Below are 26,063 nucleotides of genomic sequence, written 5' to 3'. Positions count from 1 at the left end.
GGATGTGACCTGCATCACACCAGCCCGGCCCCATCGCCAGCGACCTCGCCCGGCGTACAGTGCCGCTCGAAATGGCGGGCCGATCCCACCTTCGGTAACGCGTTGACACCGTTGACATGCAGAATTTATAGCCGTACTGTCTCAAAATAATCGCGGATGTTCAGAGAGTGTCACCAAAACCCGGGATACCGCGGAGGAAAATGCGTAAATGGGCGTTAACGCACCCTCGAAGACGGAAGACATGCGACACCGACTAACCTCTCCCCCAAGGCTTGCCGGTCCGCCGGCCCGGCGCGTCAACGACCGCTATCACCCCAACCCCGCTCTCAGAAGGGGTCTTCGAAATGGTTCGTGACGCCATTGGCAACATCCTGCGCGAACGTGCCTTACAAACGCCCGATCGTGTCTGCTGCGCGATGGACGAGAACGTTTTCACCTATGCCGAAATGGATCGACGGTCCGACGCGCTCGCGGCCGGACTGGCTCGGCTCGGCGCCGCCCGGGGCGAGCAACTCGCAATGCTTGCTCCCAATCGCATCGAGTTGCTCGAACTGTTCTACGGCGCGGCCAAGACCGGGGCGGCGCAGGTGCCGCTCAACGCATACCTCAAGGGCGAGTTTCTGCTGCATCAGCTGCGCCAGTCGCGGTCTGGCCTGCTCGTCACCGACGCCGCGGGCCGCGAGGCGGTCGCTCCGCTGCGGAGCCAGCTTCCCGACCTGCGAGCGGTGATCATGCTCGATGACGCAGAAGGTGACGAGATTCCGTATGCGAGCCTGTTCGACCGGGGAGACGCACCGCCCCGGGTGGAATTGACCGCCGACGACACGATGTCGATCCTCTACACCTCCGGCACCACGGGGTTGCCAAAGGGATGCGTGGCCAGCCACGGCTACTACTGCCGCAGCGGGGAGCTCATCGGCCGGGCGCTCGAGGTCACCGAAGACGACGTCCTTTTCGCGGGCCTGCCGTTGTTCCACGCCGGCGCGCGCCTGGTGACCGTGACACTGCCCTTGGTCTACGGCATTCCCACCTACCTGCAGGGGACGTTCAGCGCCCGGGCTTACTTCCCGCGCGCAAAGGAGGTCGGCGCGACACTGATGATCGCCGTGGGCGCGATGGGCGCGGCAATCCTCGCGACGGAGCCCTCGCCGGGCGACCGCGACCACAAGGTCACCCGGATCATGTGCGCGCCGCTGTCACTCGAGGCGCAGGCGACCTTCCGGGACCGCTTCGGGGTGGAACCTTGGGTGGACGTCTTCGGCCAGACGGAATGCATGCCAACGACATTGACGCCCCTCTCGTCGGACCGGCGGGACCCGAACGGCTGCGGTATCGGGGCACCCGACCTCGATGTAGCCCTCCTCGACGACGAGGGCAGCGTCCTCAACGGCGAGGCGACCGGCGAGATCTGTCTTCGGCCCAAGGCAAAGTACGCGATGTTCGACGGCTACTTCGAAAACCCCACGGCGACACTCGAGGCGCTTCGCGGCCTCTGGTATCACACCGGCGACTATGGCCGCCGCCTTCCGAGTGGGGCGTACGCGTTCGTCGACCGGAAAAAGGACAGTCTGCGCCGCCGCGGCGAGAACATCGCAAGCTTCGAACTCGAACAGGCCATCGACGCCCACCCGTCGATCGTCGAGTCGGCGGTGGTCGCCGTGCCTTCCGACTTGGGTGAGGACGACATCAAGGCCTGCGTCGTCGCCGGCTCGCCGATCGAACCGGCCGAGCTGTTCGACTTTTTCAAGAACAACTTGCCCTACTTCGCCATCCCCCGCTACGTGGACTTCCTCGACGCACTCCCCCGCAACGGTGTGGGCCGCGTGTTGAAGCACAAATTGCGTGACGCCGGGAATACCGAGGAGACATGGGATTTCGAAGCGATGGATCTGACCGTCGCCAAAGAGGAGCGCCGCTAGATGGACTTCACCCTGACACCGAAGCAACAGGACCTGCAGGCACGCGCCGAGAAGCTCGGCCGGTCGTTCGCCGACCAGGCACGCGAGTGGGACGAGTCCGACGAGGCGCCCTACCGTGAGATCTTCGACCGCGTCGGCGCCGAGGGGCTTTTCGGCGTCGCGATGCCCACCGAGTACGGCGGCCAGGGTGGTGGCGCGGTCGAGTACCTGATCGTGGTTGAGGCGCTGTTCCGTTATGCCCAGTCCTGGCTGCCGCCCGAGCCGGTGTTCTGCACCAGCGGTCCGGGGCCGTCGATGTTCCTGCTTGGCGGCGACGCGGTCCGGGAGAAGTACCTGCATGACATCGTCGCCGGCCGTCGCGCATGCAACATCGCGCTCACCGAGCCGCAAGCCGGCTCGGCCCTGACGCATCTGAGCACCACCGCCGTCCGCGACGGCGACGCGTACCTCCTCAACGGCACCAAGAGTTTTCTGACCGGTTCGAACGTCAACGATCTCAACGCGACCTTCGTGCGCTTCGACGACGTGCCCGGCGCCAAGGGGATCGGCGCCATCGTGGTGGAGGCGTCGATGCCGGGCGTCGAGGTCCAGCGCGGCCCGGTCTACATCGGCGACCGCGGGATCCATCACGGCGACATGGTGCTGCGCGACGTGCGGGTGCCGGCCGAGAACGTCATCGTCGGCCCCGGACAGTTCGCCCGGCTGATGACGGCCTTCAACCTCGAGCGCCTGCACAACTGCGGCTTCTGGCTCGGCTTCAGCCAGGCCGCCTTCGACGAGGCGGCCAGATACACCCAAGAGCGTGAGGCGTTCGGCAAGCAGATCATCGACTTCCAGGCCGTCTACCACTCGCTGGCCGACATGTGGGTGCAGATCGAGGCCCTGCGGCTGCTCGCCTACCGGGCCGCGTCGTCGGCGATCGAAGGTCGATTCCCGAAACTCGCCGAAGTCACCCAGGCCAAGCTCTTCGGCGCCACGGTTGGACCGCAGATCACCCTCAAGGCGATGGAACTGCACGGCGGCTACGGCGTGACCACCGATTTCCCCATCCAACGCATTCATCGGGACTGCGTCACCAACGTGGTGGCCGGGGGCGCGCCGGCCGTGCTGCGCAACGGCGTGGCCGCGGGCCTGTTCCCCGACCGAAGGTTCCCCCAAGCATGACCCTCACCGTCGAACAGCGAGACTTCCAAACGGCGGTGCGCGACTTCTGCGCGCGCGAATGCGGCACCCGCGACCAACGCGAGGCGCTGCTCGACGCCGACGAGGAAGACCAATCCTCAGTCCTGTACAAGAAACTCGCCGAACTTGGCTGGCTGGGCGTCGCGATCCCCGAGGAATATGGCGGCTCCGGCGGCACGTACGTGGAACAGACGATTCTGTTCGAGGAACTCTGGCGCGGCCTTGCGCCGGTCAAGGCGCTCGGCCCGACGAACACCGTCGCCGGGTGCTACAAGCGTTTTGGCTCCGAAGAACAAAAGCGGGAAGCGCTCTCCGCGATCGCGAACGGTGAGATCATGTCGATCTCGATCTCCGAGCCCGGCGCGGGGTCCGACGTCGCGGCGATCGCGTGCCGGGCCGATGCGGTCGGCGACGGCTACGTGCTCAACGGGCAGAAGACGTGGTGCTCCTACGCGCACCGCGCCGGGCGCATCGTGTTGGTCGCCCGCACCGGCCGCGACGGGAAGCCCCATGCCGGTTTGACCATCTTCGAAGTGCCCCGCGACGCCGAAGGCGTTGACACCCGCCGCATCTCGACGCTGGGCGGCCGCGAGGTCAACGACGTCTTTTTCACCGACTGCTTCGTGCCCGCCGACAACGTCGTCGGCGAACTGGGGCGCGGCTTCCCCCAGATCATGGCCGGGCTGGATGGCGAGCGGCTGCTCGGCGCGGCGGTCGGCCTCGGCATCGGCCAGCGCGCGCTGGACGACACCATCGCATACGTCAAGGAGCGCAAGCAGTTCGGGAAAGCCATCGGCACGTTCCAGGCGCTGCGGCACCGGATCGCCGATCTGGCTACCGATCTGGAGTGCGCCCGCCTGCTCACGTACGAAGTCGCCGAACGACTCGAACAGGGGCCCGACCCGGTGACGACGCGCATGACGTCGATGGCCAAGGTCAAGACCTCCGAGGTGGCCAAACGCATCGCGCTGGAGGGCATGCAGATGATGGGCGGCTACGGCTACGCGACCGAGTACGACATGGAAAGCCACGTCCGCCACTCGCTGGTGCTGCCGATCTACGCGGGCACCAACGAGATTCAGCGCGAAATCATCAGCGGTTCGCTGGGCTTGCGGTAGCCCGTGTCCGGTTGCCCGGTGGGCCGGCAAGCTCCGCCTAGCCCAGGCGGCCGTCGCCCGATCTACGGCGCCGAGCAGCCGGCCGACGGGCGTTGGAACGCGGGCGCGGTCGTCGTAGTCCAAGCAGGCTGATTGCGGCGTCCGCGATCTCGGCGGGAGTCGTCTTCTCGGTGGGCCGATACCATCGTGACACCCAGATAAGCATGCCCAGAATCAGCCTGGTGGACACGCGTGGATCGGCCTCGTCCAGCGAACCGGCACGCATGTTGGCGGAGACCACTCCGACCCACATCTTTTCGTATCGGCGGCTCCATGTGTGCCAGCGCCTGTAGACATCCGGCGGCAAGTCGCCGCCGCCGAAGAAGACCGGCATATAGCTCCGCATTTGCACCGCGGCCTGCGCATGCAGGTTGATCATCTCGATCAACTGCTCACGGGGATCGTCGAATTCGGCGATCGCGGCTTTGACCCGATCGGCTAGTTCGCGGGTGCTGCGTTCAAACAGAATGCCCAGCAATTCTTCCTTGGTTGGCACCGTTCGATAAAGCGTGGCGCGAGACACCGACAGCTTCTCGGCGATGTCGACGATCGACACCGCCTCATAGCCACCCTCGGCAAAGAGCTCGGCCACGGCGTCTGCCACCGCGTCCCGGTCGATGCTCAGGCGCGGGCGGCCACGCGGACGCCCGTTCGTGGTGGTGGACTCTGCTGCCATCACTCGCCTCCCACGCGGTCCGGTGGCAACGCTCGGTGTCGAGCACTTCGGGGGGGTATACCCCCGCTCGCCGAGTTTAGAGCCTCACCGTCGCCCGAATCCTCGTCAACGCTCGCGGCGCGCTGCAGATGTGCCAGGAGCTCGTCACACCCACCGTCGCCAGCTTCCGATCTGCTATTTCGGCGCTGAAGAACGTTCGCTGTGTCAGCGGCGCCCGAGGATGCGCTGGGCGGCATGGTCTCCCCAGCGCGTAGCGGACTCCATCGAACCCGCCCCGAAAAGATCGCCGGCGACGTGGACCGGACCCTCGTGAAGCGCGTCGCGCAACGCGCTGACTCGCCGCCAGAAGCCGGGATCAGCCAAGTAGCCAGCGTATGGCCAACGCGTCACCACACAGAGTTCTCTATGCCCGGCAAGCTCGGGACAGATCCGCTCGATGACGCCCGCCGCCCACGCCTCCAGTTGCATGTCGGTGTAGTCGAGAAACCTGTCGGTAACGGTGGTGTCGGTGTAGACGGTAACGAGGCTGTGGTCGCGGGGTGCGCGATCGGCACTCTTGTTGTGCTGCAGGAAGATCAGCAGCGCCTCGGGAGATTCTACCGTGGGGACCAGCACGGGATAGGCCCTGCTGTTGGTCGGTGCCCGGTAACCCAGCGAGATGCTGATCAACCTGACGTTGCGCAGCTTGTCGCCGAATTCCGGCGAAGCGGCCGACAGCGACGGCCACATCTCGGTGGCGCGGTGATACATCGCGCTGATGACACAGTGCTCGGCAGTCAGCTCGTGGACGCCGTCGCCGTCGGTGTAGGACACCGCCACCCCGCCACCGGTCTCATCGATCCGGGTGACCGTCGCGCCGTAGCGCACATCGAGCCGCGACGCGAGCGCGGCGGGGACCGTGGCCAGTCCACCACGTATGTTACGTAACGTGCTTGACCACGCGCCCAATGCGCCAAGCACGTTGACGCTCGACGCCTCTCGCGCGCCGCTGCCGACGGTCAGACGCATCATCGGATCGATCAGGTACTCCGCCACTTCCGCGCCGAAGTGGCGGACCGCGAAGTCGCGGGCCGTGACGTCGGGATCGTCCAACGCCGCCGAGCGGCACATGTCATAGGAGTCGACGTTCTTGATCGCCCCGCGGAGCTTGAGGAATCCGGTAACCAGTCGCCGCTTGCCCCTGAGCGACAAGGCCGGGGTGAACGGCAGGCTCAGCGGCTTGGCGGGATCGAGGTCGATCAGACGCCCACCACGAACCAACCCGATGACCGCGCTGGTGTCCACCAGACGGTCGGTTAGCCCGAGGTCCTCCATGAGCCGCAGATAGCTTGTATAGCCGGCGGTAAGAGCGTCCGGGCCCGTGTCCACGAGGTAGCCGCCGTGGCGCTCCGTTTGCACACGACCGCCCGCCCCGCTGCCGGACTCCAGCACAGTGACCGCTAAGCCGGCCTGCTGCAGGCGGAAGGCGGCAGTCAGCCCCGAAAGCCCCGCACCGACCACGACGGCCGACGTCACGGCCGACCGGCCCGGTGTTCGATTAGATATCCAGCAGGATTCATAAGACAACTCCACCAGGCTTGGATTCGCCAAAAAGTAAACGATCGTTATCAGTACTCAAAGTTATCACAGGCTCTCGTGGGGCCGCGTCGATCCTGCGGACGCGCCTACGAGCTCGATGTCATGTACCTATGCAAGAAGACGGCGCTGCACGCGCTGATCATTTATCCTGAGGTCCCTCGTCTTACCCACGGTCGTACCGAAAATCCGGCGGGTAGTTTCGCCCGAAGTCCCGGCCGTTGGCGCCGCGGTCGCGGTTATCGTTGCGCAGCAACGGGATATCGGGCGCCGGACAGGCGATGCCCGGACCTTCGCCGCACGTGTAGGTCAGATACGAGCGGGTTTGGATGTCTTTGTTCCACGCGGTGGAGTGGGCGCCGAACCACGTGTTCGGAATCGTGTAGCCCAGCGTCATCGCAAGCGTGACCAGCCCGATCACGGCCAGCGCCCTGACCGCGTTGACGCGCACGGGTCCGCCCCCGAGCCGTTCGACGCCCCGCTCGGCCAGCGATTGGCCGCGGTCGTTGGTGAAGTACTTGATGCAGGCGAACATCGTGAAGATGGCGCCGGTCGTAAGTGCCTCGTTCAGCGGATACGCGTGGAAGGTGTCGGCGAAGATCTTGACGTGTCCGCCCGGGTACTCCCAGGAGCCGAGGGGCATGAAGACGATGCCCTCGAAAACCAGGTCGAAGGGCACCATGACCGCAAAGCAGATGGCCACCAATCCGATTCGCGGGATCGCGGCCCAGCGCGCCTTCGCTCGGCGCATGATCGCGACGCCCATGGCGGTCACCAGCAGGAAGATGACGACGTACGCGCCGGGCACGATGAGCAGCGGGTAGGCGACCTGGTGATCCGGGGTGCCCGGTGACAGCGCACCGGGCACACTCTGCAGCCACGAGCCCATGTTCACCTGCCAGGCGTTGTAGGTGTACCAGTGGCCGACGTAGGCGCTGAGCGGGTCGTGAAACGACAGCGTCAGGAACGCGATCGCCATCAGCCCGTCCAGCCCGACGCGTCGCTCGCGTCGCCACGGGCGAAGCACAAACCAATACAGGCAACAGATTCCGGCAACCGGCAACACGATCTGGCACAAGGTGAGGGCGATTTTCATCCAGCCGGGAAGCGGCGTCGGCCCGGGCTCGACGTGCCTGAAGTACGGCCCGGTGAGCCAGCGGACCAAGACGAACGTCTGAAACGCCAGGATCACCGCGCCAAGCGTCGCCCACCATTTCGCGGGAACCGTCACGCGGTCCGCGACGATCGTGGCACGCGCTGGGATCCCGGTCGCGGCGGTGACGTTCATGCCGGCACTTGCCGGGTCGCGTGGGGCAGCGCTTCACGACCGGCGACCGGACTCGCCACCGCGGCGGCCACCAGTTTGACGGCGTAGAACGCCGCTACGAAGGTGGCCAGCCCGCCCACCTGTGTCAGTGCCCAGCCGACGTCTGTGTTGACGACGAGCCACGACGGCCAACCCACCGCCGCGTTGACCGCCGCGCTGGTGGTCAGCGCCAGCGGGATAATCGCCAAGGTTCGCCAGCCGCGGAAGTAGGAATCGAACCGGTAGATCAGTGCGGCCAAGACCAGCGGGATGGCGGCATTGACCGCCATCCACCCCAGTGGAAACTTGCCGAGCATCAGGGGCTGATGCCCGTAATAGACGTAGGGATTCATGGTCAGCAGCACCGTTTCGAAGGCCAGATCCCCCAGCATCGCGGCGCAGAACACCAGCCAGACTTGCCGCTGTGTCAGGCCTTTGCGCATGGCGGTCCAGATGGCGGAGGTGGCGATGCCGAAGTAGAAGAAGTAGGCCAGGCACAACCAGACCGGCATTGGTCTGCCCCAAGCGGAAAAGGCCGTCCAGGAATTCGACGGGAACCAGCAACCGCCCACGGTGTCGACCATCGGTTCGAAGATCATGATGGCGCCGCCGGAAACCATGAGAGACAAGACGAGTGGCCGTCCGGTTCGATACCAGTCAATAAACGACGCGATCAGTGCGACGGCCACTATGCCAGCTAGGGCAACAGTGATGCCGAATTCCGCGGTCTTGTCGACGACCATATCGAGCGGGGGTTGGGGCGTGAGCATGCCGTCATCTCCTCGGGCCGGGGCCGGACTGGCTCTGGTCGATGTGGTTGGTCCTGCTGTCCCGCCGCGGGATCGGGACGCCGGGCCCTGGGCAATCGAAGTCGGTGTTCGGACCGCACACGCCGCCGAGCCGCCACGGTTGCTTCAGGTAAACGCTGGACATGTCCGAATGCAGCGCATACAGCTGGTAAGGGATGTTGTAGGTCAGCAGGATCGACAGCTGGCACATGCCGACAATCGCGAGGAAGCGAAAGAAGGTCTTCAACCGGTCACCACCGACCCGAAAGGCGTCGATCCCGCGTTCGGGTAGCGAACGGCCGTGATCGTCACGGAAGAAATGGACACTGGATAGGAACACGTATGTGCCTGCCCAGCTGATCGTCTCGTACACCGGAAATTGGTGATCCGTCCCGGCGAAAAGGCTCAGCCGCGGGATGACGCTGGCGTAGCTGAACAGATTGGTTCGGGTGATGAAGGCTTCCAGCACCAGATCGAACACGCAAAACGCCAGGTATGTCAGCATGATCAGGCGCAGCTTGCTGATGCCCGGGGTGCGCCGGGTCAGCCAACCCATGAATCGCGAGCCGGCGATCGCGGGAATCGCGACCAGCCAAAAGTACGCGGTGCCAGCCCACATGGAGACGGGTATCAGCGAGGCGTTCGGCGAGCTCCACCCTGGGATGTGACCGAGCCAGCTGCCGAAGTTGATCGAGGTGGTGCTGTAGAGGAATTGGTAACTCGTCCAGTTGATCCACGGCTCCTGGAAGAACATCAAGCCGCACGCGAGGACGAACAGTCCGTCGAAGGACAGGCGACCGTTCCGGAGTTTGGGCCGGATCACGAAGACCCACAGGATGACAACGGTGACGACGAGCGCGAAGGCCTCCCAGCCGCGCATCAATACCACGTACCAGCCGGGCTCCTGACCGCGTCCGAGCGTGTTGGTCTTGAAGTCTCCGCTGACCACCCACGCCGTCCAGCAATAGCAGATCAGCCCGAACCACAGCGCGCCGTGGGCCACCCACAGGGTCGCTGTGTTGCTTTGGGCGACTTGGCGATCGACCGACGGACCGCGATCTAGGGTCGCCATGGCTCCCTCGGCATCGGCACGCCGGGTCCCGGGCATGTCCCTCCGTCGCCGCCCGCGGCACACATGTTGTTGATCATGTAGGACTTGTACCCGGCCGGGAACGGGCCGGAATGCACCGCAAACCATTGCTGCGGAACCATGTAGAGCACCAGGAAGGCCAGGTGTACGGCGCCGAAGATGGCGAGAAACTTGATCAGCTGCTTGGACTTCGTACCCACGCGGAGCTTGTCGAGGCCGCGCTCGACAATCGTTTGACCGCGGTCGTCGCGGAAGTGGCTGAGGCACGCGATCGCGCCTAGCGCGACTCCCCCGAACAACACCGTCTCCGACAGGGGCACCTGGTAGGTGTGGCCGGCGAACAACGTGATGGTCCGGATCCCCCCGGGATAGGCATATATTTCGCTGCGCAACAGCAACGTTTCGATCGTCGTGTCGACGAGGATCAGGCCGAAGAAGATGATCGCCACGCTTGCGCCCACGCCGAGGCGCGGCCGGCGCGCCTTGATCTTGCGCAGGATCCACAACACGAGGACGACTTGCGAGAACACCAACGCGACGTATCCGGGGATCGTGATGAACAGCGACTCCGGCAGGTAATTGGCGTTGGGACTGACCCACCCCGGCCACGATCCGTTCGCCCACGCACCCCGGTTGACCAGGTGCGAGTTGTACACCAGCGACACCGACGTGTAGTTCATCGACATGTCCCAGAAGAAGACCATGCCGGCGCTCAAGGTGAGCATGCCGTCGGTGGTCAGCCGTCCTTCGCGCCGCCAGGGACGGAACACCCAAAAGTACAGGGCGACAACGGCGGCAAGCGGCACAGCGATCTGCAGCACAGTGAAGAGGGCCTGTTGGCCCGCGGAAATCTGATCGGGTCCGGGCGGTGTGGATTTGAAGTTGGGCCCCAACACCCATCGCGCCAGCACCACCGCTTCGAACGCCAGCAGCGCCGCCCCGGCGGCAGCCCACGCGAGCACGGGGCGCCAGGGGCGTGACACCTCGTCGTCCACCTCGGGGGGCGCCTGCCGCGGTGTGGCCTGGCTGATCGGAAGGGCACTCATACCACCACGCTCCTGATTGCGGCCAGCTGGTCAACGATCCGATAACCGGCCGCCTGCCCGGACACCAAGGCCCCGTTGACGCCGGGAATAGGCCCGATGTCGCCGGCGAGCTGGACGCGTGCGGTCGGGTCGACCTCGCGCATGAAGCGATCGACCGCGCGGAACCGTCCCTGCCGCATGATCGGCACGACGTCGCGCCAGCGGCCGATCTCGTAATCGACTATCTGCGAACTCAAGTCGCCGTAGTACGGCGCGACAAATTGCAACACGCTGTCGATGATCTTGTCGTCGGGGCTGTCCAGGTTGTCCAGGCACCACTCATGGCGACAGAACGTCGTCAGCAAGCCGTTGTCAGGGGGGCAGCGGTTGGCGGCCTTGAGATGGTCGACGATCACGCCGCAGAGGTCGGGCTGCTCGCGTGGTGAACACATAATGTAGGTCGCCGGATTCGACGGCCGTTCCGCCAGCGCAATATGGCAGTTGACGCTGCAGATGTAATCGGTGTTTTCGTAGTATTCCCGCGCGAATCCGGACAGCTGTGGGTAGATGCGCAGCGCGGTTCCGGTCGGGGTGGTGATGACAACGTTGGCGAATTCCTCGGTCCGCTCCTGGCCGGATTCGACGAACGTCACCTCGACCCGGTCGCCGGCGTCGGTGACGTTGGTGACGGGCGTGGCCAGCCGCACGTCGCTCAGCTGCGCCGCCATCGCCCGCGGCAGGGCGTCCATGCCGTCGTCGAGGCCGTAGAAGTAGGGCTTGAAGAAGTTCTTCAGCGTCCACAGCAGCTGGCCGACCGACGCGTATGCCGGGTCGGATAGCCACGGTCCCCGGACCACCACGGCCGCAACGTAATCTAAGAGTTCCTCGCTGAGTTCGCGCCGGCTGTACGAGGTGACCGTGTCGGTGTCGATCGCCGCGACGCGCGACGCGTCGGCGTAGTTGAGGTCCTTCCAGTGCCTGGCGAGGAAGAACAGCAGCTTGGCAAGCTTCAGCTTGGCGCGACCGGACACGTAACGGGTCCTCAGCAGGCTCAGTGGCTTGCTCAGGTCGAGGAAGTTGAGCTCTCCGCCGCGAGGCATCGCGCCGAATGCGTCGAATTTGTGCATTTGTGGACCGAGTCCGACGTCCCGCATCTCCTGCGCCGCCTCGGCGTAGCTGCCGAGATAGATGAACGCACCCACGTCGAAGACGAAGCCGTCACGCCGAATCGTCTTGATGCGTCCGCCAACTCGGTCCTCGGCGTCGAACACCACCGGCGTGCCACCCGACTGCTGGATTCGCCGCGCCGCGCCCAGGCCCGCTATGCCCGCGCCGACGATCGCGGTCCGCCCCTCGAAGCTCACCGCTTCACCGTAGCGATTTATGATCTGCTATTCAAGAATGATTTGATAATCAGATCTAGACTCGCCTTTGTGACAACCGAAACGGCGTCCGGCATGTCCCGCACGGCGCGCAGGCAGGCCAAGACGAGGGCAGACCTGATCAGGGCCGCGCGCGAGATCATCGCCGAGCGGGGGCTCGAGAGCCTCCGGGTGAGCGAGGTAACCGAACGCGCGGACGTCGCATTCGGCACCTTCTACAACCAGTTCAAGACCAAAGACGACATCGTCGAGGCCGTCGTCGCGGATACCCTCGTCGGCCTGGCGAACTCGATCGCCGACTCCCCCGCATTCGCCGACCCCGCGGAGGCGCACGTCGCGTCGACGCTGGCGATCGTGCGGATCGCCTACGAAGACCCCGATCTGGCAAGGCTATTGGTGAACCTCAGCCAAGCCGAAGCTCGCTTCGAGCGCATTATTCGCCCCCAGGCCGGGGCGTTGCTGGAGCGTGGCGTGGCCGACGGCGTTTTCGCCATCGATGACCTCGAGACCACGCTGACGATGTCCATGGCGGCGGCCTTCGAGGTAATCCACGGCATCGTCGACGGGCGGCTCGGCGACCGGGCCGATCTGGCGTGCGCGGAAGTGTTGCTGCGAATGGCAGGGGTGCCGCCGCGGCGCGCCGCGCGGTATGTTCGCGCGGCCAGCGCCAAGTCCTGAGGCGTCGCCGTCAGATATACGACTCGATCAACACGGCCAACCGCTCACGGGTCTCCGGGTCATCGGTCAGCGGACTTGCGATGGCCGACACGGCTGCCGCGCGCGGGCGTAAACCGGCGCGGACCAGGGTGGCGGTCGCGACGAGCGCGCGGGTGGAAGCGGTCTCGCGCAGCGCGGCGTCGTCGAGGCGCCGGATCGCCTGACCGAGCCGGATGATGTCCTCCAGCAGGTCGGAATCCAGCCGGCTCTCCTGCCGCAGAATCTCGCGTTCGATGTCCGGCGGTGGAAAACCGAGGTCGATGCCCACGAGGCGCTGCCGCGTCGACATCTTGAGGTCCTTAAGGATGCTCTGGTACCCGGGGTTGTATGACACGACGAGCTGGAATCCCGGCGCCGCATGGATTTTGAGCCCGCCGAGGCGCTCGATGTTCAGCTCCCTGCGGTGATCGGACAGCGAATGGACCGCGACGATCGCGTCCTGCCGGGCCTCCACCACCTCGTCGAGATAGCAGATGCCCCCCTGACGCACCGCCTGTGTCAACGGGCCATCCACCCAGTCGGTGTGCGAATCGCGCAGCACGAACCGGCCCAGCAGGTCCGACGACGTCATGTCCTCGTGACAGCACACCGTGAAGAGCGGCACGCCAACCTTCTTTGCCACGTGCTCGACCAGCCGGGTCTTGCCGCAACCGGTCGGGCCCTTCAGCATGACCGGAAGACCGGACCGCCACGCGGCGGTAAAGACCTCAACCTCGTCGCCGACGGGTATGTACCCGTGTTCCTCCCGGTCACCTTCTCGCGTCAAATCCGTTTGGTCCATCGTCAATTCGCTCATTTCCACCTCGCGGTTCAACTGTACGTGTTCATGGCGCCGCGCCTGGCCGCATGGGACCGCAGGTGGGCGTGGTGTTCTTCGGTCAGGTACTCGCGCCGGCGACCGTTGCTTCGTGTCGCGCTCAGCGCATTGATCAAGAGCCCGCGCAGGTGACGGCGGATGTCTTCGCTTTGTCCAATCACCCGAAACGACGCGTCCGACCACACGTCCTCCAGTACCTGGGCCTCGGTCGACGATCGGATGCCGATTCCGGCGACCCCGATGCCGCGCCGCACGGCCTCTTGGATCGCCTGCCGGGCGTCCGCGCGCGCGTAGCGGTCCTCGTAGCCGTCGTCGTAGGGCAGTCCGTCACCGATCACCAACAGCACCATATTCTTTGCCAGCGCCTGCGACTCCAAAACATGGGTGGCGTGCCGGATCGCGGCCCCGATCCGGGTGAAGCCGGACGGTTGAACCGACTGCAGGCGACGCTTGGCGGCGGTGTCGAACCTTGCGGCGAAACCCTTTATCCTCAAGAAGCGCACCGCGTCCTTGCCGCGCGAATAGAACCCATAGGTCCCGACCCGGTCGCCCAGCCTTTCCAAGGCCACCGTGACGTCTCCGGCCAGTCGTCGTTCCTCTTCGAAGACGACGTGACCGCCTGAGGCTTCCGCGGTCGAGCCGGAACAGTCCAGCAGGACGAGTACCGACAGGTCACGTTTGGTCAGGCGGCTGCTTTCATAGATGTACGGGTCGGGGTTGTCGCCGTGCCGGCGGTCGGTCTCGTAGTCCAAGAGGGACGACAGATCCAACGAGTCACCGTCGGCCTGGCGGCGGTGGCGTTCCGGCTCGATTCCGACCCGCGCCAGGGGCCGCTGCAACGACGGCCCGGCGATGGCCACGCGCTCGGACGCGGACTCGACGTCGGCGGGGTCATATTCGTTGACCGTGCACCAGTCCGCGCGGTAGGTGCCCTTGTGGCAGTCCCATTCCGGATACCGGATGCCCGCCGCCGGCACCGTCGCCAATGCCGCCGAAATGATCTGGCCGAGTCGACGCTTCGCGGCGTTGCGGCCGACCGGGCCGAAACGTTGCTTCGCGACCGGGATTTCGGCCGAGCCCTGGTTCTTGTCCAGACCGCTGCGGCCCATCCCGAGCAGCTTCTGGATGGCGTCGCCAAGAGGATTGGGGATGCCTGGGGCGGACAGGAGGTTGACGATCTTGCTCTCGTCGGTTTCGTCGGCCGATTCGTCATCCTGCTGGGAGGGCTCATCTTCCAACTGGCCCAGGCGTGCCAGGTCCCGGTCGGTCGGGGAGGCACGCAGTTCCTCGGCGCGCACCCGGCGCAGCCGGGACGGCCTCAACACGCCGGCCCATTCCGGTACCGGCGGGATGCGCTCGTGGCCCAGCGCCCGATCGAATGACTCTTCGCTGCAGCTCGGGACCGGCTGTGCCCCCGCGGATTTCATGCGACGTGCCGTCGCGGTCGGCAACACATGGTCGAGTCGCTCGGCGATACGGCCCAGTTCCAGGGCGAGGTAACGCTGCGCGACACGCGGGCGATGCCGTGCCAGCCTTGTCATCAGGTCTTTGCGCAGCGCGCCGCCGCCCAGCAGCGCGGCCTGCACCGCGACCGCGTCGCGCGCGTCCGCGGCATCCAGACCCGCGGCGACGAATACCTTCCGCCCGTCGGTGTGGATGGGTTCGGTATGCGTCTCCTCAACGGCCAACGGACGTGAAGCTATTGCGGACGCGAGGACTGCGAACCTACCGATGGATGAAATGTCGCGCCTCGCACTACTTCCCGCGGTCGAAGGGCACCACGTTCGGCAGCGCGGTGTTCGGGGGCACGACCAGGTTTCCGTTGGGGTCCAGGTGCGCCGATCCACCGCTGGGGTCGTGGTTATTGTTGCGGAACTGGGGAACGGCCGGTCCGGGGCACATTTGGTCGGTTCCCTCGCCGCAGAGACCATTGGTGAAATACGAGCGCTTCTGGAAGTCCGCCGGCCATTCGGCCTGGCGCGTCGCGGTCCACGTGTTGAGCACGTTGTACAGGACGAAGAACAACATGTTGACGAAACCGATGATTGCCAGCGCTCGCAACACACTCTTGCGAAGATCCGACACCTTCAGCGATTCCAGACCGCGGTCGGCGAGCGTTTCGCCGCGGTCGTTCTTGAAGAAGCGCAAGATAGCGACGGCCGCGAACGCCGAACCGGCCGTGATCATCTCGGTCAGCGGGAACTTGTGGTACGTGTTCGGGAAGATGTTGAAGTGCCCGCCCGCGTACTCCCAGATGCCCAACGGCATGAACATGACGCCCTCTAACACGACGTCGAAGCCCCACATCGCGACGACGCAGATGGCGGCGAGTTTGACCGCGCTCATCTGCGGCCAGCGGTTGCGCGCGGCGCGCATCACCCAGGATCCGGCGAACATCGCGACAACAAAGCAATACACATAGGCCCCGGGAACGATCAGGATCGGTTCGACGAGCATCGCACCTGGTGCGGCCTTGCCCGTGGCGAACGGAATGCTGTTCGTCCAAGAACCGTAGTTCAGCGCCCACGCGTTGTAGGTGAACCAGGTGCCGCTGTAGGTGGACAGCGGATCCTGGAACCAGACCGTCGCGAACGCGATCGTCAGCGCCCCGTCCACGCTGAGCTTGCCCTCACGCCGCCAGGGCCGCACGACCAGGAAATAGAGGCAAGCCAGCACGGCCGGAATCGAGATGACCTCGAAAAAAATGACCGCGACCTTCATGAAGGTCGGCACCGGCGTCGGACCCGCCGGCACGGTCTTGAACAACGGGCTCAGCACCCACGCGGTCAGCACGGCCACCATGAACACCAGGTAGGCGGCGCCGACGGCCGCCCACCACTTCACCGGTGTCGACGCTCGGGGCGTCGCATCGACTGGGCGCAGAACCGGCGACTGCCTCGCGTGGTCCAACCTTTCGACCATCTGGGTCATCGTCGACCCCCTTTCGATGAGCGACTAGCGGTTGTTGGTGAACCCGGCGTCCATCACGTAGGTGGTGCCGGTGATATAGCGGCCCGCGTCCGAGACCAGGTGCATGATCGAATCCGTAACGTCTTGCGGCTCAAGCAATCCGTTGGGCACCGGCAACGGGTTCTGCAGGTTCTGGGCGATCGTCGGGAACTCCTGCACATAACGACCGAAGGCTTCGTTGGCGATCATCGGCGAGTTGACGCCGGTGGGGTGGATCGTGTTGACGCGAATGTTCTCCGGCGCCAGCACGTTGGCCCAGGCCCGCATCAGGCCGACCACGCCGTGCTTGGAGGCGGTGTAACCCAGCACGCCCGGCGAACCGTCGCCGAGCCCGCCGACCAAACCCGCGGTGGAGCTGGTGATCACGATCGATCCACCGCGCCCGCCGGCCCGCAGGTGCGGGATCGCGGGCATCACCGTGTTGAACACGCCGACGAGCATGATGTCGATCCCGGCCAGGAAGGCCTCGCGCTGCAGCCGCTGCTCGCCGGTGATGGCCATGACGCCGGCATTCGCCAAGACGATGTCCAACCGACCCAATTCGGCCACGCCGTCGTCGACGACCCGCTTGACGGCCTCGAAATCACGAACGTCGACGACCGACAGCAGCGCCTTGCGCCCGAACTTCTCGATCAGCTTGCCCGTCTCGTCGAGATCGTCGCGGGTGGCAAGGGGGTATTCAACCGCGTCGTCGTTGGCGCAGATGTCGAAGCCGATGATGTCGGCGCCTTCCTCGGCGAGCCGCACCGCGTGCGAACGGCCCTGGCCCCGCGCCACCCCGGAAATGAAGGCGACCTTGTTGTCGGCGAGTCCCATAACCTAGCTGTCCTTGTCTTCAGTCCTTCCCGAACGGACGTTCTGCCGACGGGTCACCTTTTTAAGGTTCAACGTCTCATAATTGCCGATCGCCGCATTTGTGTCAATGGTCACATCCACCTGGGGCGGCGGTCATCGCCGCATAAACGATCGTTTACATTTGCAAAGGAAAACCAAGGAATTGGAGCCGACGATGTCGCACGACGGTACCGCGCCCGAGACGGCGTGGTGGCACCCAGCCTCTGACGCGGAGCTCGACTGGCTGACCTGGGCCAACTCCCTGCCATACTGCCGGGACCTCGGCCTCGTGTGTGTCGAGTTGAATGCGGATTCGGCGACCTTCCGGATGGAACGTTCGACCCTGACGCCCAACCCGAACGGCGCCGTGAACGGCGGTACCGTGGCCGCCGCGGCCGACCAGATCATGGGCGCGCTCACCATGCGGCAGAGCGACAAGGGCCTGTTGCCCGCGACCGGCTCCCTACACATCCAGTTTCACCGGCCCGCCGGGGCCCCTCTCACGTTCCGCGCCACCGTGCTGGGCGGTGGCCGGCGGACCAAGTTCGTCGAAGTGGTCGTGGAGGACCGAAACGGCGATCGCTGCGCCACGAGCCAGGGCACGATGATCGCCGGCGGCTCGTCGGGACCGCCGTTGCCGAGCACTTAATGAGACGATAAGGTTCTAAATTGTTCCCCGACCCCGAACAGTGAGGTGCCCGATGTCGCAGCGCCCGAATGCCCAGATCGTCGCCGACTTCTATGCCGCGCTCGCCGGCGCCGACCCCGATGCGGTGGCGGCGGCCATCGACGCCCACTTCGCCGAGGACGTCGCGATCGAGTGGCCGCCCTCGCTGCCACACGGCGGGCGGGTCGAAGGAAGCCGTCGGCTGCGCGGGCTGTTCACGGGGATCGCCAAGGCGGGTAACCAGGCCGGCGCCACGAACCTGAAGCTGTTGCGGACGATCGGCGACGGCGATCACGTGGTCGCCTGGATCACCTTCGACTGGAAAAACCCCGGCTCCGACGACGTCGTCCCTAACTCCGCCCTAGAGGTGTGGTCGTTCGCCGACGGGCTGGTGCACGAAATCCGCGCGTTCTATTGGGATGCCGCGGCGATCACCCAGCCGCAGCACGCCTGACGCCACAAGAAACCTCGAGGAGAACCCAAATGTCGCGCAGCGCAGTCATTATCGATGCCGTTCGCTCGCCGATGGCCAAGGGCAAGCCACCCAAAGATGGGCGCCCCGGCGGCGCCCTGAGTGGCGTGCATCCGGTGGAGTTGCTGGGCCAGGTAATCGGCCAGCTGATGGCCCGCAACGATGTTGACCCCGCTCGGGTCGACGATGTGATCGCCGGCTGCGTGAGTCAGGTCGGCGAGCAGTCCGGCCCGGTTGGGCGCTGGGCATGGCTGTCGGCGGGGCTGCCCGAGAGCGTGCCGTCCGTAGCGGTGCATCGTGCCTGCGGGTCCAGCCAGCAGGCCGCCGACTTCGCCGCACAGGCGGTTATCGCGGGTGCGTGCGACATCGTCGTGGCGGCCGGTGTCGAATCGATGAGCCGCATCCCGATGTTCACCGCGCGGATCGGCCAGGACCCCTACGGGCCGTCGGTGACCGAACGGTATGCGCCCGGGCTTGTGCCCCAGGGCGTCTCGGCCGAATTGGTGGCCGCCCGCTGGAAACTCGACCGCGAGTCCATCGACGAGTTCTCCGCCCGGTCACACACGAACGCCGCCCGTGCCGACTTCACCCCCGAGATCGTGCCGATCACCACGCCGGACGGCGCGGTTGTGATCACCGATGAGACCGTCCGGCCGTCCACCACGGTCGAGGGGCTGGGCGCGCTCAAGTCATCGTTCTACTCCCCCGAGATGGCGGCGCGGTTCCCCGAGATCGCCGACTGGCACATCACCGCGGGCAATTCGTCGCAGCTCGCCGACGGCGCCGCGGCGGTGTTGATCATGGCGGACGATGTCGCCGACGAGCTGGGCCTGACCCCACGGGCGCGCTTCCACGCGTTCGGTCTGGCCGCCGATGATCCGATCACGATGCTGACCGGTCCGATCCCGGCGACCGAGCGGGTCCTTCGCCGATCGCGGCTCTCGCTGGCCGACATCGACCACTACGAGGTCAACGAGGCGTTCGCCCCGGTGCCAATGGCGTGGGCGCAGCATTTCGGGGCCGATCCGGCCCGGCTCAACCCGCGCGGCGGCGCCATCGCACTCGGCCACCCGCTGGGGGCGTCGGGCGCACGGCTGCTCACCACGATGTTGTACGCACTGGAGGCGACCGGCGGTCGCTACGGGCTGCAGACCATGTGCGAAGCCGGCGGGATGGCCAACGCCACCATCATCGAACGGCTGTGAAGGCCGCGAAAGGAAAAGCAACGCATGCAGATTGAGGGAATCACCGCGGTCGTTACCGGAGGCGCGTCCGGGCTCGGGCGCGCGACCGTCGAACGCCTGGTCTCAGGCGGCGCCGCCAAGGTGGTCATCGCCGACCTGCCGTCCTCCGACGGCGAGACGGTGGCCAAGGAACTCGGCGACACCGTGCAGTTCGTCGCCGCCGACGTTCGCAGCCCCGAGGACGTCACCGCGGCGATCAACGCGGCTACCGAGTCGGGTCCGCTTCGGGCGGTGGTGCACTGCGCCGGGCGCGGCGGACCGGTCCGCGTGGTCAACAAGGACGGCTCACCCGGCTCGCTGGAGACCTATTCCGAGGTCATCGGCATCAACCTGATCGGCTCGTTCAACGTGCTGCGGCTGGCCGCAGCGCAGATGGCCACCAACGAGCCGCTCGACGGCGACCGCGGCGTGGTGATCCTGACCGCGTCGGTGGCCGCATTCGAGGGCCAGATCGGTCAGATCCCGTACGCGTCATCCAAAGCCGGCATCGTCGGCATGACCATCGTCGCCGCGCGGGATCTCGCGTCCAAGGCGATCCGCGTGTGCACCATCGCCCCCGGCACGTTCGACACACCGTTGCTGGCAAAGGTTTCCGACGAGGTGCGGGCGTCATTGGCGAAGACCGTGCCGCACCCGAGCCGGCTGGGCCTGCCCGACGAGTTCGCCCGGCTGGCGCTGTCCATCATCGACAACGGCATGCTCAACGGCGAGACGATTCGGCTCGACGGCGCAATCAGGATGGCACCCAGGTGATTTCGAGCCGTCGGCGTATCTACGGCGACGACCACGACGCCTTCCGCGACAGCGTCAGGCGATTCATCGCGACGGAAGTCGCGCCGAACCTTGACGAATGGCGGCGCGCGGATGGCGTGCCGCGCGGCATCATCGTGGCCGCCGGCGGCGCCGGGTTCCTCGGCGCCGCGGTTCCCGAAGAGTATGGCGGCGGGGGCACCGACGATCTCGGCTTCCTCGCCGTCCTGATCGAGGAGACGATCGCGGCCGGGGCGACCGGCCTCGCGCTGATCTGGGCACTGCAAGCCGGTGTCACAATCCCGTTCTTGCTAGAACACGGCACGGCGGCACAAAAACAGCAGTGGCTACCCGGGCTCAGCGCCGGCGAGTTGATTGCCGTCCCCGCACCCGCCACGTTGTCGAACGTCGCCGCCGCGCGCATCGCCGACGCGCTGCTGGTGCCCGACAGCGACGGTTTTGCCCTGGTGCCGCTCGACCAATCGGGCGTCACCGTCACACCGATCGATCAGAACCTGGCCGGACGCGACGCCGGCCTGGCCGACGTGTCACTCGGCGGGGTCGACGCGGATACCGCCGTGGCCTCCCCGGCCTTGCGTCGCGACCTCGATCTGTGGTTCGCCGTGCTGGCGCTGGCCAGCGCGCACAACGCGATGGGCTTGGCGGTCGACTACGTGCACGCCAGGAAGGTGTTCGGCCGTCCGCTGGCAGAGTTCGAAAACACCCGGTTCCGGCTGGCCGAGCTCTGGGCCGAGCTGGCCGGCCTGACCGCGTTCGTCGATTCCTGCGTGCACGCGCGCGGCAGCGGTGGGCTCGAGGGCGCCGACGCGGCGGCCGCTCGCCTCACTGCCGGCCGGGTCTGCGAGCAGGCCGTCGACCAGTCCCTGCAGCTGCATGGTGGATACGGCTACATGCGCGAATACCCGATTTCGCACGCATTCGCCGATGCCCGCTTCCTTCAGGTGATGGCCTCGGCCTACTCCAACGCCCACGAAACGCTGGCATCGAGCGTCACCGGTTAGACGCTTGGCCCATTGCTGGCAGTACGTCGGCATCTGCGCCGCAGCGTGCGTGTGGAGTGTCGTGATCCATCACCGACGCCAAACGCGCTGGCGTGCCTATGACTTCGTGGCGACTGCGCCCGGCTACTTCGCCGATGTTCCCCGACTCTCGATACCGCGCAGGGTGAGCGCCACGACCTCGTTCAGGATGCGGTCCTGACGGGGACGGTCGTTCGGTGGGAACAGGAAGTCGTCGTAGAGAACCAGCGACAACACCATCCCGGTGACGCACCGGACGACCACGGGCACGTCGACACCGACGAGGCCCTGGTCGGTGATGGCGCTCTGCACGCGCTCGACGACGCTGCTGAGTTCGCGGCTGAGCACCGACTCTTCGGCGTCGTCGCGTGATCGGTTGTGCAGGTACGCGGTTACTAGCTCGCGATTGTCTTTGAGCAGCCGCACCAGGCTCTTCATGTACAGGCGGACCGCCGCGGCGTTGTTGGCCCGGTCGGGGCCGAGGAACTCCCAGTCCTGCAGGAATCCGTCGACGGCCAGGTGCAGCGGCTGCTCGACCGCCGCCTCGAAAAGGCGTTCCTTGCTGCCGAAGTGGCGATAGATCGCCGGTGCCGTCACCCCGGCTTCGGCGGCGATGTCGCGGGTACTGGTGCCGCCGTAGCCATGGATCGAGAACAGCCGGCGCGCAGAGACCAGTACGAGCCGACGCACCTCCTCGGTGCTGCGCCGGGTCTGCGCCCTGCGATGACGGGTCGCGCCGCGTTCAGCTCGTGGCAATGCCGTTGCTCTCCTTGTCACCACACCGTTCTGCGCCCGTTAATGATGGCAGGTTTGGGAGCGAAGCTCTTGACGAGGAGCACGTTGTAGATGGCGTAGCCCGTCGCCACCAGCCCGCTGGCGTAGAACCAGGGCGTGTCGAAATACGACGACGCGGTGGTCCACATCCCGTATCCGCGAGGGAGATAGGTCGCGACGATGGACAGCAGGACCATGATGGCCAGTCCCATCGACGTTCCCCTCCTCGTCCTGCGGGCTGCGCATAGGTAGGCGGGACCCACCGCGACGATGAGGTTGGTCCACACGTACCACTTGAACATCGCCGCGTCGCGGAGTCCGCCGAGGAAGTAGTTGGTCAGGTTGACGACACACAGGAACCACAGGGTCTGCGCCGCGGTTCGCCCCACGGCCTGCCTCGGGCTGACCGGCTGGTCGTAGTAACGGCCCCAGATCTCTTGCCGCTCAAAGCGAACGGCCATGTACAGCGACCACAGCTCACAGAGCACCCAGATCGCCATCGCCGCGGAGCTGGCAGCGAAGAACCAGAACCAACCGTGCTGTTTCGCGAGCAGGAACCAGAACACGGTGCCCGTCGCGTCGCACGCCAAGTAGAAGGTGTGCATCCACACCGGGTACGGGCTGGTGCGCTCGCGGACCAACAGGAGAATGCAGTAGATGTAGACGCCGTAGCCGAACCCGAATGCGACCGCCGACACGACGAGCAGACGCACGATACCGGGACTGCCGAGGTCGTAACTGCGCAGCAGATCGTCAAGCAGCAACGGAAATAATCCTCTTCTCTTGAGTCGGGCGCTCAGCGGATCGAGAGCGCTTCGAGGCGGTCGCGCAACTCGGTGACCTCGCGTTCCAGACGGGCGTCGCGCCCGGAGGGCACGCCGTCGTCGGCGTCAACAGCGCGCAGTAGGCACACGAAGTTGGGGAGAAACCAAACCAGGAAGGCGCACAGCGGCACCCACCAGACCAGTAGCCCATTCCAGGCGAGCGGACCGGTCTTGAAGAACACGAGAAATGTGGCTGGCGTGAATGTCAGTGCGAGCCAGATGTTTACGTAGCCGAGCCAGCGAGGAAAGATCGGCTGTGGCCGTGAGTCGATCAACACCGCGACACCGAACAGCACCAGCTGCAGGACGAATGTGGAGATGACACCGAGGAAGAAGAACCACCCAATGTCGTAGAGCGCCCGCGTGACATCCGGATCCTGATCCGACCGGTAGGTCGACACGAGCATGAAGACGTAGGGGATGACAAACTCGATGGTCGCCAGCGCGCCCAACGCGAGTTGGGTGTAGGCCATGACCGGCCGGACCCCCTCGATTCGCTTCATCTGGATCGTGAACGACGCCAGGAACGGCATCAGCAGAGGGCAGGATGCGAGGCAGATGGCGATCCCGACGCGGATCGCCATGCGATGCTGATCGATCAGCGCCGCGACCTCGGCCCCGGTCTTGTTGGGAGACGGCGGCGGGAAGAATCCGGCTACCGCGAAGCCCACGACGAAGAGTGCCCCCATCGCCGGCCCGGTCCAGATGCAGGCCTTCTGAATCCGTCGCGTGGTCGCGAACTCGTACGTCTCACGCGCCATTTCGCACTTTCGCCCCTTTCTCGAAACCCGCGGCGAAGGCGCCGCCGCGCCCTTGGTGCCCGACGCACATCCTCCCTGCAGCCAGACGCTCGCGAAATCTTGGATAGAGATATCGATCGTTTCTCTACTAGATATCAAATGTTATCTGCGCCCAGTGGAAAATCAAGAGCCGCGGCAGACCGCTTGCGCGGCATGGCGGTGGCATGGCCCGCACATCTCCACCGGACTCCGCGCGATTCCCACGCGGCGACGGGGTACCGACATTCGCCCTGGAAGCGTGATCGACATCGCGGATTCGTTCGGATAAGATTTTAATGACAGTTAGATTCAGCTTGAGGCGAGCGGTGCTCGCTCGCATAAATCGAAGGACTGGTCATGAAGGTCGCTTCCCCGCCGCGTGAAGCCGACGTCGTCGTCGTCGGATCCGGACACAACGGGCTGGTCGCAGCTGCCTATTTGGCCAAGGCGGGGCTCGACGTGCTCGTGGTCGAGGCTTCCCCGACCGCCGGTGGCATGACGTCGACGAATTCCTTTGCGCCCGAGGCGCCGGAGTACACGATCAACGAGGCGTCGATCCAGGCGTCACTGTTCCGAACGACCACGATCGACCGCGACCTCGGGCTGTCACGTCACTACGGGCTGCGCCAGACGGTCATCGACCCCGCCCACTTCCAGCTCGCCGCCGACGGCGCGTCCCTCGGCCTGTGGCGTGACCCGCGCAAGACCGCCGCCGAGCTGGAGTACTTCTCCAAGAAGGACGCCCGCGCGTTGCTCGAGCTCTACGAAGTGATCGACGCCGCGGTGGAAATCGGCCTGCCGATGATGCAGACCAATGTGGTGGAGCCCGAGATCAAGAACATCCTCAAGTCGGCGCGCGCGGTCGTCAAAAACCGTAAGCAAATGGCCGCTCTCGGCCGCTGGATGTCGAGTTCGCAGGCCGAAGCGGTCGAGGAAAGCTTCGAGCACGACATGATCCGCGCGCCAATGCTGGCCAGTCTGCCGTTCATGCCGTTCGATGCCGACATGTCGGGCTGGTCGCTGATCTACCTCGGCGTGCTGAGCAAGTATGGCGTGGCGATGTTCCACGGCGGCACCGGATCGCTGCCCAAGGCGTTGATCGGTGTCATCAAGGACAACCACGGCGACGTGATCACCAGTTCGCCGGTCGAGGAGCTGATCGTCACCAACAACCGCTGCACCGGTGTTCGGATCAAGGGTGGCGCCGAAATCCGGGCTCGCCGTGCGGTTTTGACGGCATGCAGCCCGAAAACCACATTGACCAGGCTGCTGCCCCGCGGTGTGCTTGAGCCCAAAAAGCAGAACGCCGCCGACCATATTCCGACCCGCAAGCGCGGCATTGCCGACGCCAAGGTCAACGTCGCGCTGTCGGGGCGGGTGGACATGTCAAAGCATGAAAAGTGGCGCGGCGACGGCATCGACATGCGGCAAGCGTGCAACTGCTATCACACCTACGAGCAGGCGCTAGAGGCGGCGCGGGCGTGTGTGCGCGGCAAGGTGCCCGACGCGATTCCCGGTCTGGCCCAAGTAACCAACTCGTTCGATCCGTCGATGTCGCCCCCCGGCAAAGACCTGTGGTGGTTCTGGACCGGCCTGACCCCGTCCTACCCCGAGGACGGCTGGGATGTGGCGCGGAAGAAGATCACCGACAGCATCCTCAAAGACGCGGACATGTACTACAAGGGCGTCGAGGACCTGCAAGTCGCCGTCCGCCCGTTGGTGCTGCCCGACATCGAGGAACGGTTCTGGGCCATCGACGGTTCGGTCTACCACGTCGACCCCACCATCAGCCGGTTCGGCCCCAACAAGCCGGTGGCCGGCTTTGCCGGCTACAAGACCCCGGTCGAGGGCCTCTACCTCACCGGGTCGGGCACCCACCCCGTCGCCGGCATCAGCGGCATGCCCGGCCAGAACGCCGCCCGCACCATGCTCAAACACTTCCACCTCGAGGACAAGGGCGGCCGGCTGGGCGTACTCAAAGAGCTGGTGACGCGCCGCAAGAAGGCCGATGCGGACCCGTACTCCAGCGGTCAGAACGACCCCTTCCCCGCCGATCTCTGATCGGCGGGGGCCGG

Annotated in this window: 24 protein-coding genes; 10 read left to right on the top strand and 14 right to left on the bottom strand. The window is 65.6% G+C overall.

Annotation, left to right across the window (positions count from 1 at the left end; all coding sequences use genetic code 11):
- Positions 1-344 precede the first annotated feature (344 nt).
- Genes AC5Y2S_RS19250 through AC5Y2S_RS19240 form a run of 3 tightly spaced genes read left to right on the top strand, consistent with a single transcriptional unit; the run spans position 345 to position 4,219 of the window.
- A complete protein-coding gene (locus AC5Y2S_RS19250) occupies positions 345-1,919 on the top strand; it encodes an AMP-binding protein (RefSeq protein ID WP_499957668.1) in 1,575 nt (524 codons plus the stop codon).
- Complete coding sequence (locus AC5Y2S_RS19245; RefSeq protein ID WP_499957667.1) at positions 1,920-3,083, top strand: acyl-CoA dehydrogenase family protein; 1,164 nt, start codon at positions 1,920-1,922, stop codon at positions 3,081-3,083. It begins immediately after the preceding gene.
- On the top strand, positions 3,080-4,219 hold the full coding sequence (locus AC5Y2S_RS19240) for an acyl-CoA dehydrogenase family protein (protein ID WP_499957666.1): 1,140 nt from the start codon (positions 3,080-3,082) through the stop codon (positions 4,217-4,219). Before AC5Y2S_RS19245 ends, AC5Y2S_RS19240 begins: the two co-directional genes overlap by 4 nt.
- 37 nt (positions 4,220-4,256) lie before the next feature.
- Here the strand turns inward: AC5Y2S_RS19240 and AC5Y2S_RS19235 are convergent, their stop codons facing one another.
- From AC5Y2S_RS19235 to AC5Y2S_RS19205, 7 genes are all read right to left on the bottom strand, one after another.
- A complete protein-coding gene (locus tag AC5Y2S_RS19235) occupies positions 4,257-4,934 on the bottom strand; it encodes a TetR/AcrR family transcriptional regulator (RefSeq protein ID WP_499957664.1) in 678 nt (225 codons plus the stop codon).
- Between the two features lie 204 nt (positions 4,935-5,138).
- Positions 5,139-6,434: a protoporphyrinogen/coproporphyrinogen oxidase gene (locus tag AC5Y2S_RS19230; RefSeq protein WP_499957663.1), complete on the bottom strand. Its 1,296-nt coding sequence runs from the start codon at positions 6,432-6,434 to the stop codon at positions 5,139-5,141.
- Positions 6,435-6,675: 241 nt separating this feature from the next.
- Entirely contained in the window at positions 6,676-7,797 is a 1,122-nt protein-coding gene (locus tag AC5Y2S_RS19225) for a spirocyclase AveC family protein (RefSeq protein WP_499957661.1), read from the bottom strand.
- The gene (locus AC5Y2S_RS19220; protein WP_499957659.1) at positions 7,794-8,558 is read right to left on the bottom strand and encodes a hypothetical protein; all 765 of its coding nucleotides are present in this window, start codon (positions 8,556-8,558) and stop codon (positions 7,794-7,796) included. The genes AC5Y2S_RS19225 and AC5Y2S_RS19220 overlap by 4 nt, the downstream gene beginning before the upstream one ends.
- A gap of 31 nt (positions 8,559-8,589) precedes the next feature.
- The gene (locus AC5Y2S_RS19215; RefSeq protein ID WP_499957658.1) at positions 8,590-9,675 is read right to left on the bottom strand and encodes a spirocyclase AveC family protein; all 1,086 of its coding nucleotides are present in this window, start codon (positions 9,673-9,675) and stop codon (positions 8,590-8,592) included.
- Positions 9,663-10,739: a spirocyclase AveC family protein gene (locus AC5Y2S_RS19210; protein ID WP_499957656.1), complete on the bottom strand. Its 1,077-nt coding sequence runs from the start codon at positions 10,737-10,739 to the stop codon at positions 9,663-9,665. The genes AC5Y2S_RS19215 and AC5Y2S_RS19210 overlap by 13 nt, the downstream gene beginning before the upstream one ends.
- Complete coding sequence (locus tag AC5Y2S_RS19205) at positions 10,736-12,082, bottom strand: protoporphyrinogen/coproporphyrinogen oxidase (RefSeq protein WP_499957655.1); 1,347 nt, start codon at positions 12,080-12,082, stop codon at positions 10,736-10,738. Before AC5Y2S_RS19205 ends, AC5Y2S_RS19210 begins: the two co-directional genes overlap by 4 nt.
- Positions 12,083-12,151: 69 nt before the next feature.
- Here AC5Y2S_RS19205 and AC5Y2S_RS19200 point away from each other — a divergent pair, with 69 nt between their 5' ends.
- Entirely contained in the window at positions 12,152-12,778 is a 627-nt protein-coding gene (locus AC5Y2S_RS19200) for a TetR/AcrR family transcriptional regulator (RefSeq protein WP_499957654.1), read from the top strand.
- Between the two features lie 10 nt (positions 12,779-12,788).
- Here the strand turns inward: AC5Y2S_RS19200 and AC5Y2S_RS19195 are convergent, their stop codons facing one another.
- The 4 genes from AC5Y2S_RS19195 to AC5Y2S_RS19180 all read right to left on the bottom strand — a co-directional run bounded on the left by AC5Y2S_RS19195 (position 12,789) and on the right by AC5Y2S_RS19180 (position 17,420).
- The gene (locus tag AC5Y2S_RS19195) at positions 12,789-13,598 is read right to left on the bottom strand and encodes a CbbQ/NirQ/NorQ/GpvN family protein (protein ID WP_499957979.1); all 810 of its coding nucleotides are present in this window, start codon (positions 13,596-13,598) and stop codon (positions 12,789-12,791) included.
- A 29-nt stretch (positions 13,599-13,627) separates the two neighbouring features.
- On the bottom strand, positions 13,628-15,322 hold the full coding sequence (locus tag AC5Y2S_RS19190; RefSeq protein ID WP_499957653.1) for a nitric oxide reductase activation protein NorD: 1,695 nt from the start codon (positions 15,320-15,322) through the stop codon (positions 13,628-13,630).
- A gap of 67 nt (positions 15,323-15,389) precedes the next feature.
- Positions 15,390-16,565 carry a spirocyclase AveC family protein gene (locus AC5Y2S_RS19185; RefSeq protein ID WP_499957652.1) on the bottom strand — a complete coding sequence of 392 codons (1,176 nt, stop codon included), beginning with the start codon at positions 16,563-16,565 and terminating at the stop codon, positions 15,390-15,392.
- Positions 16,566-16,589: 24 nt separating this feature from the next.
- Positions 16,590-17,420, bottom strand: a complete 831-nt coding sequence (locus tag AC5Y2S_RS19180) for a mycofactocin-coupled SDR family oxidoreductase (RefSeq protein ID WP_499957651.1) — start codon at positions 17,418-17,420, stop codon at positions 16,590-16,592.
- A gap of 193 nt (positions 17,421-17,613) precedes the next feature.
- Here AC5Y2S_RS19180 and AC5Y2S_RS19175 point away from each other — a divergent pair, with 193 nt between their 5' ends.
- Genes AC5Y2S_RS19175 through AC5Y2S_RS19155 form a run of 5 tightly spaced genes read left to right on the top strand, consistent with a single transcriptional unit; the run spans position 17,614 to position 21,593 of the window.
- Positions 17,614-18,087: a PaaI family thioesterase gene (locus AC5Y2S_RS19175; protein ID WP_499882368.1), complete on the top strand. Its 474-nt coding sequence runs from the start codon at positions 17,614-17,616 to the stop codon at positions 18,085-18,087.
- A gap of 52 nt (positions 18,088-18,139) precedes the next feature.
- A complete protein-coding gene (locus AC5Y2S_RS19170) occupies positions 18,140-18,559 on the top strand; it encodes a nuclear transport factor 2 family protein (RefSeq protein ID WP_499957650.1) in 420 nt (139 codons plus the stop codon).
- A gap of 29 nt (positions 18,560-18,588) precedes the next feature.
- Positions 18,589-19,782 carry a thiolase family protein gene (locus tag AC5Y2S_RS19165; RefSeq protein WP_499957649.1) on the top strand — a complete coding sequence of 398 codons (1,194 nt, stop codon included), beginning with the start codon at positions 18,589-18,591 and terminating at the stop codon, positions 19,780-19,782.
- 24 nt (positions 19,783-19,806) lie between these two features.
- Complete coding sequence (locus AC5Y2S_RS19160; RefSeq protein ID WP_499957647.1) at positions 19,807-20,574, top strand: SDR family NAD(P)-dependent oxidoreductase; 768 nt, start codon at positions 19,807-19,809, stop codon at positions 20,572-20,574.
- A complete protein-coding gene (locus AC5Y2S_RS19155; protein WP_499957646.1) occupies positions 20,571-21,593 on the top strand; it encodes an acyl-CoA dehydrogenase family protein in 1,023 nt (340 codons plus the stop codon). Before AC5Y2S_RS19160 ends, AC5Y2S_RS19155 begins: the two co-directional genes overlap by 4 nt.
- 123 nt (positions 21,594-21,716) lie before the next feature.
- On the opposite strand, the gene AC5Y2S_RS19150 is transcribed toward AC5Y2S_RS19155, so the two are convergent.
- Genes AC5Y2S_RS19150 through AC5Y2S_RS19140 form a run of 3 tightly spaced genes read right to left on the bottom strand, consistent with a single transcriptional unit; the run spans position 21,717 to position 23,970 of the window.
- Positions 21,717-22,367, bottom strand: a complete 651-nt coding sequence (locus tag AC5Y2S_RS19150; protein ID WP_499957645.1) for a TetR/AcrR family transcriptional regulator — start codon at positions 22,365-22,367, stop codon at positions 21,717-21,719.
- Positions 22,368-22,384: 17 nt separating this feature from the next.
- Positions 22,385-23,149 (bottom strand): hypothetical protein, encoded by a 765-nt coding sequence (locus tag AC5Y2S_RS19145; RefSeq protein WP_499957644.1) that lies wholly within the window; start codon positions 23,147-23,149, stop codon positions 22,385-22,387.
- A gap of 32 nt (positions 23,150-23,181) precedes the next feature.
- The gene (locus tag AC5Y2S_RS19140; protein WP_499957643.1) at positions 23,182-23,970 is read right to left on the bottom strand and encodes a hypothetical protein; all 789 of its coding nucleotides are present in this window, start codon (positions 23,968-23,970) and stop codon (positions 23,182-23,184) included.
- Between the two features lie 375 nt (positions 23,971-24,345).
- Here AC5Y2S_RS19140 and AC5Y2S_RS19135 point away from each other — a divergent pair, with 375 nt between their 5' ends.
- Positions 24,346-26,049, top strand: a complete 1,704-nt coding sequence (locus tag AC5Y2S_RS19135) for a phytoene desaturase family protein (RefSeq protein WP_499957642.1) — start codon at positions 24,346-24,348, stop codon at positions 26,047-26,049.
- The last annotated feature ends 14 nt before the right edge of the window (positions 26,050-26,063 follow it).

The sequence above is a fragment of the Mycobacterium sp. NGS69 genome, assembly GCF_059812165.1.
The sequence above is the reverse complement of the archived record's forward strand: the minus strand, read 5'-3'. Positions and strand labels throughout refer to the sequence as shown.

Bases quoted from the DNA above. Each gene is read 5' to 3' on its own strand.
- AC5Y2S_RS19250 (WP_499957668.1), top strand. From the start codon at position 345: ATGGTTCGTGACGCCATTGGCAACATCCTGCGCGAACGTGCCTTACAA.
- AC5Y2S_RS19245 (WP_499957667.1), top strand. From the start codon at position 1,920: ATGGACTTCACCCTGACACCGAAGCAACAGGACCTGCAGGCACGCGCC.
- AC5Y2S_RS19240 (WP_499957666.1), top strand. From the start codon at position 3,080: ATGACCCTCACCGTCGAACAGCGAGACTTCCAAACGGCGGTGCGCGAC.
- AC5Y2S_RS19235 (WP_499957664.1), bottom strand. From the start codon at position 4,934: ATGGCAGCAGAGTCCACCACCACGAACGGGCGTCCGCGTGGCCGCCCG.
- AC5Y2S_RS19225 (WP_499957661.1), bottom strand. From the start codon at position 7,797: ATGAACGTCACCGCCGCGACCGGGATCCCAGCGCGTGCCACGATCGTC.
- AC5Y2S_RS19220 (WP_499957659.1), bottom strand. From the start codon at position 8,558: ATGGTCGTCGACAAGACCGCGGAATTCGGCATCACTGTTGCCCTAGCT.
- AC5Y2S_RS19215 (WP_499957658.1), bottom strand. From the start codon at position 9,675: ATGGCGACCCTAGATCGCGGTCCGTCGGTCGATCGCCAAGTCGCCCAA.
- AC5Y2S_RS19210 (WP_499957656.1), bottom strand. From the start codon at position 10,739: ATGAGTGCCCTTCCGATCAGCCAGGCCACACCGCGGCAGGCGCCCCCC.
- AC5Y2S_RS19195 (WP_499957979.1), bottom strand. From the start codon at position 13,598: ATGGACCAAACGGATTTGACGCGAGAAGGTGACCGGGAGGAACACGGG.
- AC5Y2S_RS19185 (WP_499957652.1), bottom strand. From the start codon at position 16,565: ATGACCCAGATGGTCGAAAGGTTGGACCACGCGAGGCAGTCGCCGGTT.
- AC5Y2S_RS19180 (WP_499957651.1), bottom strand. From the start codon at position 17,420: ATGGGACTCGCCGACAACAAGGTCGCCTTCATTTCCGGGGTGGCGCGG.
- AC5Y2S_RS19175 (WP_499882368.1), top strand. From the start codon at position 17,614: ATGTCGCACGACGGTACCGCGCCCGAGACGGCGTGGTGGCACCCAGCC.
- AC5Y2S_RS19170 (WP_499957650.1), top strand. From the start codon at position 18,140: ATGTCGCAGCGCCCGAATGCCCAGATCGTCGCCGACTTCTATGCCGCG.
- AC5Y2S_RS19165 (WP_499957649.1), top strand. From the start codon at position 18,589: ATGTCGCGCAGCGCAGTCATTATCGATGCCGTTCGCTCGCCGATGGCC.
- AC5Y2S_RS19160 (WP_499957647.1), top strand. From the start codon at position 19,807: ATGCAGATTGAGGGAATCACCGCGGTCGTTACCGGAGGCGCGTCCGGG.
- AC5Y2S_RS19140 (WP_499957643.1), bottom strand. From the start codon at position 23,970: ATGGCGCGTGAGACGTACGAGTTCGCGACCACGCGACGGATTCAGAAG.
- AC5Y2S_RS19135 (WP_499957642.1), top strand. From the start codon at position 24,346: ATGAAGGTCGCTTCCCCGCCGCGTGAAGCCGACGTCGTCGTCGTCGGA.